Origin of the sequence: Streptomyces sp. NPDC024017, from assembly GCF_040638895.1 — a bacterium.
GTDB lineage: Bacteria > Actinomycetota > Actinomycetes > Streptomycetales > Streptomycetaceae > Streptomyces.
Genome location: NZ_JBEZYZ010000005.1, coordinates 283,114 through 297,233, shown reverse-complemented (window position 1 = coordinate 297,233; position 14,120 = coordinate 283,114). Strand labels below are relative to the sequence as shown.

The 14,120-nt window shown below is 73.1% G+C and carries 6 protein-coding genes; 3 read left to right on the top strand and 3 right to left on the bottom strand.

Features of this window, described 5'->3' with window-relative positions:
* Positions 1-10 precede the first annotated feature (10 nt).
* From AB0G20_RS15545 to AB0G20_RS15535, 3 genes are all read right to left on the bottom strand, one after another.
* Entirely contained in the window at positions 11-3,652 is a 3,642-nt protein-coding gene (locus tag AB0G20_RS15545) for an ATP-dependent DNA helicase (protein ID WP_361301679.1), read from the bottom strand.
* Positions 3,653-3,743: 91 nt separating this feature from the next.
* Positions 3,744-7,085, bottom strand: a complete 3,342-nt coding sequence (locus tag AB0G20_RS15540) for an ATP-dependent DNA helicase (RefSeq protein ID WP_361301676.1) — start codon at positions 7,083-7,085, stop codon at positions 3,744-3,746.
* Positions 7,086-7,353: 268 nt separating this feature from the next.
* Positions 7,354-7,743 carry an MGMT family protein gene (locus tag AB0G20_RS15535; protein ID WP_361301673.1) on the bottom strand — a complete coding sequence of 130 codons (390 nt, stop codon included), beginning with the start codon at positions 7,741-7,743 and terminating at the stop codon, positions 7,354-7,356.
* Positions 7,744-7,929: 186 nt separating this feature from the next.
* Here AB0G20_RS15535 and AB0G20_RS15530 point away from each other — a divergent pair, with 186 nt between their 5' ends.
* From AB0G20_RS15530 to AB0G20_RS15520, 3 genes are all read left to right on the top strand, one after another.
* On the top strand, positions 7,930-10,662 hold the full coding sequence (locus AB0G20_RS15530; RefSeq protein WP_361301670.1) for a lysylphosphatidylglycerol synthase domain-containing protein: 2,733 nt from the start codon (positions 7,930-7,932) through the stop codon (positions 10,660-10,662).
* A 273-nt stretch (positions 10,663-10,935) separates the two neighbouring features.
* The gene (locus tag AB0G20_RS15525) at positions 10,936-12,480 is read left to right on the top strand and encodes an alpha/beta hydrolase (RefSeq protein ID WP_361301667.1); all 1,545 of its coding nucleotides are present in this window, start codon (positions 10,936-10,938) and stop codon (positions 12,478-12,480) included.
* A 148-nt stretch (positions 12,481-12,628) separates the two neighbouring features.
* Positions 12,629-14,095 (top strand): alpha/beta hydrolase, encoded by a 1,467-nt coding sequence (locus AB0G20_RS15520; protein ID WP_361301664.1) that lies wholly within the window; start codon positions 12,629-12,631, stop codon positions 14,093-14,095.
* The last annotated feature ends 25 nt before the right edge of the window (positions 14,096-14,120 follow it).

Below are 14,120 nucleotides of genomic sequence, written 5' to 3'. Positions count from 1 at the left end.
GGTCACGAGCCTATCGGCCCGCACGGACGTCCTCGGAGTGCGGTTCCTCACCGGGCTCCGCACCCGGCTGCGCACCGGTCTCCCCGACCGGTGGCGTCTCCAGCAGCAGCCGCTCCAGGGCGGCGCGGTCCGGCAGCTCCTCCGGGCGTACGACCTCACCGCTGCGCACGTACAGGAACGCGGCCGTGACCGACTCGGGGGGCACGCCCTGCTGCTCGGCCCAGGCCAGACGGTAGACGGCGAGCTGGAGCGGGTCGGCGGTGCGGAAGCGGTTGGTCTTCCAGTCGACGATCTCGTACGTCGCGTCCTCCCCGTCACCCTCCTTGTAGACGGCGTCGATGCGGCCCCGGACGATCCGGCCGGCGATCGCGAGCTGGAAGGGGGCCTCCACCCGGTGCGGCGTACGGTGCGCGTAGTCGGTGCGCTCGAAGGCGTCCTTGAGGGCTTCCAGGTCCCGCTCGTCGTCGATCTCGGCCTCGCTGCCGGGCAGTTCCTCCGGCTCCAGCATGGGCAGCGTGAGCTCTTCGAAGCGGGCCTCGACCCAGGCGTGGAAGCGGGTGCCGCGGCGGGCTGCGGGCTGGGGCGGGCGGGGCATGGGGCGGGCCAGCTCCTGGGCGAAGCCGTCCGGGTCGGCGGCCAGGCGCAGCAGCTGGGACGCCGAGAGCGATGCCGGGAGGGGGACGTCGGTGATGCTGTCGCGGGCGCGCAGCAGCTCGCCGGTGAGGGCGTCGAGGTCGCGGTCCCAGGAGGCGATGGTGCGGGCCTCCTCCGGGGTGAGGTGCGGGTGTTCCCGGCCCCGGGGGCCCGGGCGCTCGGGGGCCCTGGGGTGTGGGCGGGCGGCCGGGGGCTCCGGCGGGGCCGCCTGGTGGGGGACGGTGGGGCGGACCGTGGGCCGGGCGGCCCCGTCCACCGGGTCCTCCCCGCCGGCGTCTGCGAAGCGGTCTTCTTCGAAGGGGTCCCTTTCCAAGGGGTCCCTTTGGGCTGGGTCCTCTTCGACGGGGTCCTTCAGGACGGACCCCTCGTCGAAGAGGTCCTCGTCGAAGGGGTCCGGTTCGTCGTACGGAGGCTCGTCGTCCTCGGGGGGTGGGGGCCACTCCGGGTCGTCGAGGGCGTCCGGGTCGTGCGCGGCCACCGGGTGCCCGTCCTCGTGGGACGCCAGGTCCTCCAGGTGGGCCAGGACGGTCTCGGCGGCCGCGCGGCGCCGAGCCAGGGCCGCGTCGTCCAGGGGCAGAGGCCACACCTGGTCGGCCGTCGCCTGGTGCAGGGCCGGGTTCTCCTCGTCCTCGGCCGGTTCGTCCGCCCAGGCCTCGATCTCGCCGTATCCGGCCTCGCAGTGCTCGTAGAGGGCCTGGAGGAACGCGGACGGTCCCCGGCGCTTCTTCTGGGTCGGGCCCCACCAGTGGCCGGAGCCCAGGAGGAGGGAGCGGGGGCGGGTGAAGGTGACGTAGCCGAGGCGGAGTTCCTCGGTGTGCTGGTGGTCCTTCATGGCCTCGTGGAAGGCCTTCAGCCCCCTGGCGTCCCAGGACGCCACGTCGGGCAGGGTGTCGGCGTCGCCGCGCAGCTCGTGCGGCAGGACCTTGCCCTGGGAGGTCCACTTCTCGCGGCCCTGGCTGCTGGGGAAGGTGCCGGTGACCAGGCCGGGGACGACCACGACGTCCCATTCCAGGCCCTTGGACTTGTGGGCGGTGAGCACCTTGACGGTGTTCTCGCCGCCCGGGAGGGCGTTGTCGAGCCCCTTCTCGTACTGGGCGGCGGTGCGCAGGAAGCCGAGGAAGGCCAGCAGGGACGCCTCGTTGTCGCCCGCGGCGAAGGAGGCGGCGACGTCCAGGAAGTTGGACAGGGTCTCGCGGCGGCGGGCGGCCAGGGCGTGCGGGGACGCCGACAGCTCCACCTCCAGGCCGGTGACGGCGAGGACGCGGTGCAGCACGTCCATCAGCGGGTCGGCCAGGGAGCGGCGCAGCTCGCGCAGTTCCGTGGCCAGCCGGGCGAAGCGCACGCGCGCGTCGGGCGAGAACGGCAGGCCGTCGTCCCCGCGGCCGTCCAGCGGGGTCTCCAGGAACGTGTCGAGGGCGTCCGCGAGGGAGATCACCTCGGACGGGTCGACCCCTTCGACGGCCTCGGCGAGGCAGCGGTCCTGGTCGTCGTCGTCCGCCACGCGCGCGTGGGCCACCAGGAGCCGGGCGCGCCGCCCCAGGAGGGCGAGGTCGCGCGGGCCGATGCGCCAGCGCGGGCCGGTGAGCAGGCGAACCAGGGAGGCGTTGGCGCCGGGGTCCTGGAGGACCTCGCAGACGGCGACGAGGTCGGCGATCTCGGGCAGGTGCAGCAGCCCGGACAGGCCGACGACCTCGACCGGGATGTCCCGGGCGACCAGGGCGCCCTGGATCTCGGCGAAGTCGGTCGCCGTGCGGCACAGGACGGCGATCTCGCCGGGTGCCGTCCCGGTCCGGACGAGGTGGGCGACGGAGTCGGCGGCCCAGTCGATCTCCTCGGTGTGGGTGCGCAGCAGGGCGCAGCGGACCGAGCCGTCGCGTTCGGCGCCGGGGGCCGGGCGGAGGGCCTCCACGCCGGCGTGGAGGGCGCGCAAGGGCTCCGCGAGACCGTTGGCGAGGTCGAGGAGTCGGCCGCCGCTGCGGCGGTTCTCGCTGAGGGACTGGCGGGTCGCGGGGCGGCCGTCGGCGTGGGCGAAGTGCTCGGGGAAGTCGTCGAGGTTGGCGACGGACGCGCCGCGCCAGCCGTAGATCGCCTGGCAGGGGTCGCCGACGGCGGTGACCGGGTGGCCGGTGCCCTCGCCGAACAGGCCCGCCAGGAGGACACGTTGGGCGACCGACGTGTCCTGGTACTCGTCGAGCAGGACCACCCGGAACTCGTCGCGCAGGGCGCGGCCCACCTCGGGGACCCCGGCGAGCCGGGCCGACAGGGCGATCTGGTCGCCGAAGTCGAGCAGGTCCCGCTCGCGCTTGGCGGCGCGGTAGCGGGTGACCAGCTCGGCGAGTTCACGCCGGGCGGCGGCCGCGTCGGGGACCTTGCGCAGGTCGGCGTTGCTGAGCTTGGCGCCCCGCAGGGTCAGCAGCAGTTCGGCGTCGTACGCGCGCAGTGCCTCCGGGCGTACGAGGTGCTCGGCGAGCTCGGCGTCGAGGGCGAGGAGGTCGCCGACCAGGTCCGGGAAGGAACGGGTCAGGGCCGGGTAGGGCCCCGGGGCCTCGCCCAGGACGCGCGCGGCGAGCTGGAAGCGGGTGGCGTCGGCGAGCAGCCGGGACGTGGGCTCGAGACCGATGCGCAGACCGTGGTCGGTCAGCAGGCGGCCCGCGAAGGCGTGGTACGTGGAGATCACCGGCTCGCCCGGCGGGTTGTCCGGGTCGATGGCGTCCGGGTCGGTGACGCCGGCCTTGACCAGCGCCTTGCGGACGCGCTCGGCGAGTTCGGCGGCGGCCTTGTTGGTGAAGGTGAGGCCGAGCACCTGCTCGGGGGCGACCTGGCCGGTGCCGACCAGCCACACCACGCGTGCCGCCATCACCGTCGTCTTGCCCGAGCCGGCTCCGGCCACGATCACCTGCGGGGCGGGCGGCGCGGTGATGCAGGCCGTCTGCTCCGGGGTGAACGGGATGCCGAGGAGCTCCTTGAGCTGCTCGGGATCGGTGATTCGGGCGGGCACATCGAAAGGCTAGCGGCGGCCACTGACAGTGGTGACCGAATCGGCCTCCGGGGGAGGAAGAAGCGCAGGTCAGCACATGTGGTGCGATAGCTCACTCGACGACGTGACGCCCCTCCTGCCGCGCGCTGCACGAGGCCCGGAACGCGCAGTGCGTGCAGTGCTGCCCGGCGGTCGGCGTGAACCGTTCGTCCAGGACCTTGCCGGCGGCGGTGGCGAGCAGGTCGCCGACCCACTCCCCCTCCAACGGCTCCTGGGCCTGCACCTTGGGCAGGCTCTCGCCGCCGTCGCGCTTCGCCGCTCCCTGCCGGAGGTGGACGAGTTCGGCACCGCCCGGCTCGGGACGTACGCCGTCGAAGGCCTCGTCGACGGCGCCCTCGCGGACGGCAAGCTGGTAGACGGCGAGCTGGGGGTGGCGCTCCACTTCTTTGGAACTGGGCGCCTGCTTGCCGGTCTTGAAGTCGACCACGTAGGCGCGGCCGTCACCGTCCACCTCGACCCGGTCCATCTGGCCGCGGATGCGCACCTGGTAGTCGCCCGCTTCGAGGGTGACGTCGAAGTCGTGCTCACTGGCCACCGGGGTCCGACCGGTGCGGTTCATGACGTGCCACTGCAGGAACCGTTCGAGCGCCACGCGCGCGTTGTCCTTCTCCTGGGCCGACTTCCACGGCGCGTCGAAGGCCAGCGCGTTCCACACGGAGTCGAGGCGTTCCATGAGGACGGTGAGGTCGGCCGGGGTGTGCCCGGAGGCGACCTCGTCGGCGAGGACGTGCACCACGTTGCCGAAGCCCTGGGCGGCGGTCGCGGGCGCGTCGGCCTTCACCTCACGGCCCAGGAACCACTGCAGGGCGCAGGTGTTGGCCAGTTGGTCGAGGGCGCTGCCGGAGAGCACGACGGGCTGGTCGCGGTCGCGCAGTGGCACCTTGGACTCGGTCGGCTCGAACATGCCCCACCAGCGGTAGGGGTGCGCGGACGGCACCAGCGGGCGGCCGTCCTCGTCGGCGAGGGCGGCGAGCCGGGCCAGGCGGCGCGCGGCTGCCTCCCGGAGGGCGTCGGAGACGCGCGGGTCGACCGTGGTGGCGCGCAGTTCGGCGACGAGTGCGGCGACGGACAGCGGGCGGCGGGGGCGTCCCGTGACGTCCTTGGGTTCGACGCCGAGTTCGGTCAGGAAGCGGGAGGGCTGGTCGCCGTCGTCAGCGGGGGCCTTGACCGCGGTGACGACGAGGCGTTCACGCGCGCGCGTGGCGGCCACGTAGAACAGGCGGCGCTCCTCGGCGAGCAGCGCACCGGGGGTGAGGGGTTCGGCGAGTCCGTCGCGGCCGATGCGGTCGGCCTCCAGGAGGGAGCCGCGGCGGCGCAGGTCCGGCCACAGGCCCTCCTGGACGCCCGCGACGACCACGAGGCGCCACTGAAGGCCCTTGGAGCGGTGCGCGGTCATCAGGCGGACGGCGTCGGGGCGTACGGCACGCCGCGTGAGGGTGTCGGCGGCGATGTCCTCGGCGTCGATCTCCTCCAGGAAGTTCAGGGTGCCCCGGCCGCCGGTGCGCTCCTCCGCACGGGCCGCGGTGGCGAACAGGGCGCAGACGGCGTCCAGGTCACGGTCCGCGTTGCGCCCGGCGGCGCCGCCCCGGCGGGCGGCCCGTTCCAGCCGCGCGGGCCAGGGCGTGCCCTCCCACAGGTCCCACAGCGCCTCCTCGGCCGTACCGCCGCCGGCCAGGCGCTCGCGGGCCCTGCGCAGCAGCGCGCCGAGGCGCTGGGCGCCACGCGCGTACGTGGGGTCGTGCACGGCAAGACGCTCCGGCTCGGCGAGGGCCTGCGCGAGCAGCACGTCGGAGGGCGCCGGCAGCGGGTTGCCGGCGGCCCGCTCCTCGTCGCGCAGGGCGCGGCCGAGGCGGCGCAGGTCTGCGGCGTCCATGCCCGCGAGGGGGGAGGTCAGGAGGGTGAGGGCGGTTTCGGTGTCGAGCCAGCAGGTGTCCTGCCGCGCGGAAGGAGTGTCCCCGGAGGAGGGATCCCGCTCGGCTTCCTGTGGCTCAGGAGGTCCCGCCTCCGCCGCGGCCACCGCCCGCAGTGCCGTGAGCAGCGGCGCCACCGCCGGTTCGTGCCGCAGCGGCACATCATCACCGTCGACGTCCACGGGGACGCCCGCCGCCGTGAGGGCGCGGCGGACCGTCGGGATGGTGCGCGAGCCGGCGCGCACCAGGACGGCCATGTCGCTCCAGGGGACGCCGTCCTCCAGGTGGGCCCTGCGGAGGATGTCGGCGATGTTGTCCAGCTCCGTCCCGGACGTCGGGTACGTGTACGCCTCGACGCGGCCGCCGTCCCGTACGGGGGCGAGTTCGCGATGGGCGCGCACCTTCTCGGCGGGCAGACGGGTCAGCGGCATGCGCTGGGTGAGCAGGCGGGTGGCGGCCAGCAGGCCGGCGCCGGAGCGGCGGGACGTGCGCAGCACGGAGACGGGGGCCGGGCGGCCGTCCGCGCGCGGGAAGGCGTGGGGGAAGTCCAGGATGCCGTTGACGTCGGCCCCGCGGAACGCGTAGATCGACTGATCGGGATCGCCGAAGGCCACGAGCGTGCGTCCGCCGCCGGCCAGGGCGTGCAGCAGCCGCACCTGAGCGGGGTCCGTGTCCTGGTACTCGTCGACGTAGACGGCGTCGTACCGGGCGGCGAGCCACGCCGCGACGTCGGGGCTGCGGGCGAGGAGCACCGCGCGGTGGACGAGTTCCGCGTAGTCGATCACGCCTTGGAGGTCGAGCACGTCGAGGTACTCGGCGAGGAAGGCGGCCGCGGCTCGCCAGTCGGGCCGTCCCGTGCGGCGGGCGAAGGCGTCCAGGGCGTCGGGGCCGAGGCCCAGTTCACGGCTGCGGGCGAGGACCGCGCGGACCTCGTCGGCGAAACCGCGGGTGGTCAGGCAGGCACGCAGTTCGTCCGGCCAGCGCACGTGCGCGAGGCCGAGCCGTTCCAGATCCACCTGGCCCGCGAGCAGCTCCCGCACCGAGACGTCCTGCTCGGGGCCGGACAGCAGCCGCAGCGGCTCCACGAACAGGTCGCTGTCCTGGTGGGCGCGGACCAGGGCGTAGCAGAACGAGTGGAAGGTGGTCGCCTGGGGAGCGCGGGCCGCCCCGGACCGCTGGGCCATGCGGTCGCGCAGCTCGACGGCCGCCCGGCGGCTGAACGTGAGCACCAGGACGCGCTCGGGGTCCTGGCCCCGGGCGACGCGCTCGGCCACGGACTCGACGAGCGTGGTGGTCTTGCCGGTGCCCGGACCGGCGAGGACGAGCAGCGGACCCGCGGTGTGGTCAACCACGGAGCGCTGCGAGGCGTCCAAAAGAGGGGGGTCCACGCGGGCAGGAGGGGTACGTACCAGCCGGTAAGCGCCACGATTCCCCCGCCGCACCCGGGGGTGCGACAGGCCGCTGGTGGAGGAAGAGGAGCTCACGTGTGGTTCGCCGGTTCTGGTGGAAGTGCTGGTGGGCGGGCCACCGCGCGTGGCGGGCGGTGACCGCGGGGTGACGGGGGCACGCGCAGCCGACGCTACGCCGACGGGTGAGGCGGAAGCAGGGCTTCCCCTTCTTCCCACCGACCACTCACGGCACTCGTGGCACTCATGCCCCTCGTCTCACGAACGTACGTCATGCCCCCGGTGTGCCCCGATTCCCCCGTACGGATCACGGGTCACACGGGAGGCCGCCCGATGGCGGAAGCTGTCAGGTGTGACCCTCCGCGCGATCACCGCCGTCCCACCGCGCCCGTCTCATGTCGATGCGCGGCAGGTGGCCCTCGGCGGCGCGGCTCGCCTCCTTCAGGGGCGTGCCCTCCGCCCGGTAGTGGCCGAGCGCCCGTTGTTCGTGCCCCGGCAGCAGGACTCCGTCCGCGCGGACGACCCGCCACCACGGGGCGGCTCCCCCGTAGAGCGCCATCACGCGGCCGACCTGCCGCGGACCGCCCTGCTCCAGCCACTCGGCGACGTCCCCGTAGGTCATGACACGGCCCGGCGGGATCAGTTCGGCGACGTCGAGGACCCGCTCGGCGTACTCGGGCAGCGCTTGCGCGGGCTCGTCCTCGTACCGGACCCCCTCAGGCTTCTGCTCACTCATCCGCCCCATCCTGCCGCACCCCACCGACAACGGACCGGGCGTGCTCCCGAGCGTCCGTCTCGCCCGGCACAGGCGCGTCGGGCAGACTGTCCGCCCCCGCATGTGCACCCTGATGCCCCCGTGTATCGGTGCGGCATGCCACCATCGTGCGGGCGGTGACCGGTGATACGAGACCAAGAAGAGGCGATGAAGCAGCAGGGTGCGCACCCCGAGGACACGGAGGGCACCTCTGACGCCTCGTCGCGCCCGGGCACTCCGGACGACGGCCGGAAGACGGCACCGAAGAAGGCCCGCTCGGCCGCCGAGGAGCCCGACTTCGCGCACATCGACGAGGTGGAGGGCGACGAACCGCTGCTCCCCGCGCGCGTGCACCGCCCGTCCGACCTGATGCGACTCCTGGTGGGCGTGCTCGCCGTCGCGGTCCTGATCGGGATCGCCGCGTTCGCGCACGGCACCACCTCGGGCCTCGAACAGGACATCAACAAGGGCACCGGGCAGGCACCCGACCTGCTCATCAAGATCGCGGGGCTGGCCTCCAGCATCGCGATCCTGCTGGTGCCGGTCGCCTTCGCCATCGAGCGGCTGATCAAGCGGGACGGGCTCCGGATCGCCGACGGCGTACTCGCGGCGGTCCTCGCGCACGGTGTGACCCTCGCCACCGACCTGTGGGTCGCCCGGGCCGCCCCCGACTCGATCCAGGAGGCGCTCACCCAGCCCTCCCCCGGCGACATCCACGCGCTGACCGATCCCGTGCACGGATATCTGGCCCCGGTCATCGCCTACATGACGGCCGTCGGCATGTCGCGCAGACCGAGATGGCGCGCGGTGCTGTGGGTCGTGCTGCTCCTCGACGCCTTCTCGATGCTCGTCACCGGGTACACCACGCCGTTCTCGATCATCCTGACCGTGCTGATCGGCTGGACCGTGGCCTACGGCACGCTCTACGCGGTCGGCTCGCCCAACGTCCGGCCCACCGGGCAGACGCTGATGGCCGGCCTGCGGACGGTCGGCTTCCGTCCGGTCAGCGCGTCACGCGAGGACACCTCGGACAACCCGGACACCGGAGACCGGGGCCGCCGCTACTTCGTCACCCTCGAGGACGGCCCGCCCCTGGACGTGACGGTCGTCGACCGGGAGCAGCAGGCACAGGGCTTCTTCTACCGCGCCTGGCGCAACCTGACCCTGCGCGGCTTCGCCACCCGCAGCAGCCTCCAGTCGCTGCGGCAGGCCCTGGAGCAGGAGGCCCTGCTGGCGTACGCGGCCATCGCGGCCGGCGCCAACGCACCCAAGCTGATCGCCACCTCCGAACTCGGCCCCGACGCGGTGATGCTCGTCTACGAGCACAGCGGCGGACGCACCCTCGACTCGCTGTCGGACGAGGAGATCACCGACGACCTGCTGCGCGACACCTGGAACCAGGTGAAGGCCCTGCAGTCGCGGCGTATCGCGCATCGCAGGCTGGTGGGCGACGCGATCCTGGTGGATCGTTCCGGCACGGTGATCCTCACCGACCTGCGCGTCGGCGAGATCGCGGCCGGCGATCTGCTGCTGCGCATGGACACCTCCCAGCTGCTGGTGACGCTCGGCCTCCGCGTGGGCGCCGAGCGGTCGGTGGCCGCGGCGGTGGGCGTGCTCGGTCCCGACGCGGTGGCGGACTGTCTGCCGATGCTCCAGCCCATCGCGCTCAGCCGCTCCACGCGCGCGACGCTGCGCAGACTGGCCCGGGAGCGGGCACAGCGCGAGCGCGACGCGGTCCTGGAGGCGTCCCGGCAGGCCAAGCAGGCCCGCCTGGAGGAGGACGCGGACGAGTCCGCGCCCGTCCTCCTGGAGAAGCCCGACAAGAAGGCCGTACGGGCGGAGCAGCGGGCCGAGAAGCGGGCGATCGACGAGGCCTTGGAGGAGGCGCGCGAGGAGGACCTGCTCACGCAGATCCGGCACGCGGTGCTGCGGATCAGGCCGCAGGCGCCCGTGGAGCCGGCCCGGCTCGAGCGGGTGCGGCCGCGCACGCTGATCAGCTTCATCGCCGGCGCGATCGGCGCGTACTTCCTGCTGACGCAGCTCACGCACATCGAGTTCGGGCCCCTCATCGCGAACGCCGAGTGGGGCTGGGTGGCCGCGGCCGTGCTGTTCTCGATGTGCAGCTACTTCGCGGCGGCCATGGCACTGCTGGGGTTCGTGCCCGAGCGGGTGCCGTTCGTGCGGACCGTGGCGGCCCAGGTCGCCGGGTCGTTCGTGAAGATCGTCGCCCCGGCGGCGGTGGGCGGTGTCGCCCTGAACACGCGCTTCCTGCAGCGCGCGGGAGTGCGGCCCGGGCTCGCGGTGGCGAGTGTGGGCGCGTCGCAGCTGTTCGGGCTCGGCTGCCACATCCTGATGCTGCTGTCCTTCGGCTATCTGACCGGCACCGAGAAGACGCCGTCGCTGTCGCCGTCCCGGACGGTCATCGCCGGTCTGCTGACGGTGGCGGTGCTCGTGCTCGTGGCGACGTCGGTGCCGTTCCTGCGTAAGTTCGTCGCCACGCGCGTGCGGTCGCTGTTCGCGGGTGTCGTGCCGCGCATGCTGGACGTGCTCCAGCGGCCGCAGAAGCTGGTCACCGGCATCGGCGGCATGCTGCTGCTGACCGCCTGCTTCGTGATGTGCCTGGACGCGTCGATCCGCGCGTTCGGCGACGACACCACGTCGATCAGCATCGCCAGCGTCGCCGTCGTCTTCCTCGCGGGCAACGCCCTGGGGTCCGCCGCGCCGACACCGGGCGGTGTGGGCGCGGTCGAGGCGACCCTGACGGTCGGTCTGATCGCCGTCGGGCTCCCGAAGGAGGTCGCGGCACCGGCGGTCCTGCTGTTCCGCCTGCTGACGCTGTGGCTGCCCGTACTGCCGGGCTGGCTGGCCTTCAACCACCTCACGCGCAAGCAGGCCCTCTGACCCGACCGGGCCGCAAGCGTGCCCTCCACGCACGGTCGGCTCGGCGAGCACCCTTCCGCACGGTCGGCCCGGCGAGCGCCCATCCGCACGGTCGGCCCGGCGAGCGCCCATCCGCACGGTCAGCCCGGCGAGCACCCATCCGCACGGCCGGCCCGGCGAGCACCCATCCGCCCGCTCGGGCCGGCGAGCAGGCCCTTTGGCCTCACCGGCCCCTCTTACCTCGTACGACACGCGTCCCGCGCGCCCCGTTCGGTACCGCCGCAGGATGGAACCATGCCAACCCTCCTCCGGCTGCGCGCCACCGTCCTGACCGCCTCCGCCGTGCTGCTGTCCACCGTGCTGGCGGGTTGCGGCGACGACGCCGAGGACGTGGACCTCACGCGGCAGGAACTGAGCTGGAAGGCCTGCCCCGCCCCGGACGAGGCCCAGGGCGGAGGCGCCCCGCCCTCTCCCCTGCCGGACGACGGTGAGTGGCAGTGCGCGACCATGAAGGCCCCGCTCGACTGGGGCGACCCGAAGGGCGACACGATCGGCCTCGAACTGATCCGGGTCAAGACCACCGGCGACGGCACCGAACGCATCGGCTCGCTCGTCTTCAACTTCGGCGGCCCCGGCGGCTCGGGCGTCACCTCGCTGCCCGCCTTCGCCGAGGGCTACGAGAAGCTGCGCACCCGCTACGACCTGGTCAGCTTCGACCCGCGCGGAGTCGGCCGCAGCGACCCCGTGATCTGCGAGAACGACCAGCAGCTCGACGCCTACTTCCAGCAGGACGCCACACCCGACGACGCCGCCGAACGCACCCGGCTCGTGGACAACACCAAGGAGTTCAACGACGCCTGCGAGGAGAACTCCGAGAAGATCCTGCCGCACGTGCGCACCACCGACGCGGCCCGCGACCTGGATCTGATGCGCCAGGTCCTCGGCGACGACAAGCTGCACTACTTCGGCATCTCCTACGGCACCGAACTGGGCGGCGTGTACGCCCACCTGTTCCCCGAGCGGGTCGGCCGTGCCGTGTTCGACGCCGTCGTCGACCCGACACAGGACGCCGAACAGGGGTCGCTGGGGCAGGCCAAGGGCTTCCAGCTCGCACTCGACAACTTCGCCGAGGACTGCGTGTCGCAGACCGAGGAGTGCCCGATCGGCGACAGCGCCCAGGACGTGAAGGACCGCATCGCCAAGCTGCTGAACGACCTCGACCGCAGTCCGATCCCGGGGATCTTCCCGCGCCAGCTGACCCAGACGGCGGCGACCAGCGGCATCGCGCAGGCGCTGTACTCGCAGGACTTCTGGGAGTACCTCACCGAGGGCCTGGAGAACGCGTACGACGGTGACGGCAGGATCCTGCTGTCGCTGTCCGACTCGATGAACGGGCGCAGTGAGAACGGCGAGTACAGCAACATCACTCCCGCCAACGTCGCCATCAACTGCGCCGACGACAAACCCCGCTACGACACCGCCTACGTCGAGCAGAAGCTGCCCGAGTTCCGGGCCGCGTCCGACCTGTTCGGCGACTACCTGGCGTGGGGCATGCTCAGTTGCACCGACTGGGCCGTGCCGGGCGCGGCCGACCACCCGGATGTGAGCGCTCCGGGCTCGGCGCCCATTCTGGTCGTCGGGAACACGGGTGACCCGGCCACGCCGTACGAGGGCGCGCGGGCGATGGTGAACGCGCTGGGCAAGGGGGTCGGTGTCGAGCTGACGTACCGGGGCCAGGGGCACGGCGCATACGACAGCAAGAACAGGTGCGTGCAGGGAGCGGTGAACGGCTACCTGCTGGACGGGAAGGTGCCGCCGACGGGGACCGTCTGCACCTGACACCCGCACCGCTCCTGACGACCGCTCCTGACGAACTCGCAGGTCAGAAGGTTATCCACAGGCTGAGACGGCCGGCGCGGGATCTGCCTACCATGGCCTGACCGCCATCCGCGGCACGGAGCGGACGGCCTGCGAGGGGGGATGGGCAATGACGCGCTTCGTTCGGTGGACCGCTCTGGCGGCCGCCTCGGCCCTGCTGGCCGCGGGCTGCAGCGGCTCGTCCGACGACGGCAGCAGCGGGCTCTCCTGGGGCCGTTGCAAGGCCACTGCCGACGGCCCCGCGCCGAGCAGCGAATGGCAGTGCGCGACGCTGAAGGTGCCGCTGGACTGGTCGAAGCCGGACGGCGAGACGATCGGCCTGGGCCTGATCCGCGCCAAGGCCCGCGGCGGCAACCGCGTCGGGTCGCTGTTGTTCAACTTCGGCGGCCCGGGCGCGTCGGGCGTGTCCATGATGCCGTCGTACGCCCCGACCGTCTCCGCACTCCGCGAGCGGTACGACCTGGTGAGCTGGGACCCGCGCGGCGTGGGCGCCAGCGAGGGCGTGCGTTGCCGGGGCGACAAGGAGATCCAGGCCGCCGAGTCGGTGGACGTCACCCCGGACGACCCCACGGAGGAGAAGGCGTACTTCGAGGACGCCGCCGACTTCGGCCAGGGCTGCCAGAAGGACGCCGGGAAGTTGATGGCGCACGTCTCGACCGCCGACTCGGCCCGCGACATGGACCGCATCCGGCAAGTCCTCGGCGACGACAAGCTGCACTACTTCGGCATCTCCTACGGCACAGAACTGGGCGGCACCTATGCCCACCTCTTCCCGAAGAAGGTGGGACGCATGACGCTGGACGCGGTCGTCGACCCCGGCGCCGACACCGTGGGCCACGCCCAGAACCAGGCGAGGGGCTTCCAGCGCGCGCTGAACGGCTACCTCGAGTCCAGCGGCCAGGATCCTCAGGAGGGCTCGCGGAAGATCGCGTCCCTGCTGCGACGGATCGACGCCCGCCCCCTCCCGGCGGGCCTGCCCGGGCGGAAGCTGACCCAGACCCTCGCGGTCACCGGCATCATCCTCCCCCTGTACAGCAGGGACAGCTGGCCGACCCTGACCAGCGCCCTCGACGCGGCCGAGGAGGGCGACGGCTCGGAGCTGCTGGCCCTGGCCGACCGCTACAACGAACGTGATCCGTCGGGCCGCTACGGCACGACGACCCACTCCCAACGGGTCATATCGTGCCTGGACGACAGGCAGCGGCCGACCGCGGCCCGGACGAAGAAGCTGCTGCCCCGATTCGAGAAGATCTCCCCGGTCTTCGGGACGTTCCTCGGCTGGGACACGGCCGGCTGGTGCCACGACTGGCCGGTGCCCGGACAGCACGACACTCCGGAGGTGAGCGCCCTCGGCGCGGCACCGGTCCTGGTGGTCGGCAACACCGGCGACCCGGCCACCCCGTACGAGGGCGCGCGGCGGATGGCCGACGAGCTGGGCAAGGGCGTCGGAGTGATGCTCACCTGGCGGGGCGAGGGGCATGGCGCGTACGGCAGTGGGAGCGACTGCGTCGACTCCACGGTGAACGCGTACCTGCTGGACGGCGCGGTGCCGAAGGACGGCAAGGTCTGCTCATGACGACGGCGGGGGCTTCGGGCACCTG

Bases quoted from the DNA above. Each gene is read 5' to 3' on its own strand.
- AB0G20_RS15535 (WP_361301673.1), bottom strand. From the start codon at position 7,743: ATGAGTGAGCAGAAGCCTGAGGGGGTCCGGTACGAGGACGAGCCCGCG.
- AB0G20_RS15530 (WP_361301670.1), top strand. From the start codon at position 7,930: ATGAAGCAGCAGGGTGCGCACCCCGAGGACACGGAGGGCACCTCTGAC.
- AB0G20_RS15525 (WP_361301667.1), top strand. From the start codon at position 10,936: ATGCCAACCCTCCTCCGGCTGCGCGCCACCGTCCTGACCGCCTCCGCC.
- AB0G20_RS15520 (WP_361301664.1), top strand. From the start codon at position 12,629: ATGACGCGCTTCGTTCGGTGGACCGCTCTGGCGGCCGCCTCGGCCCTG.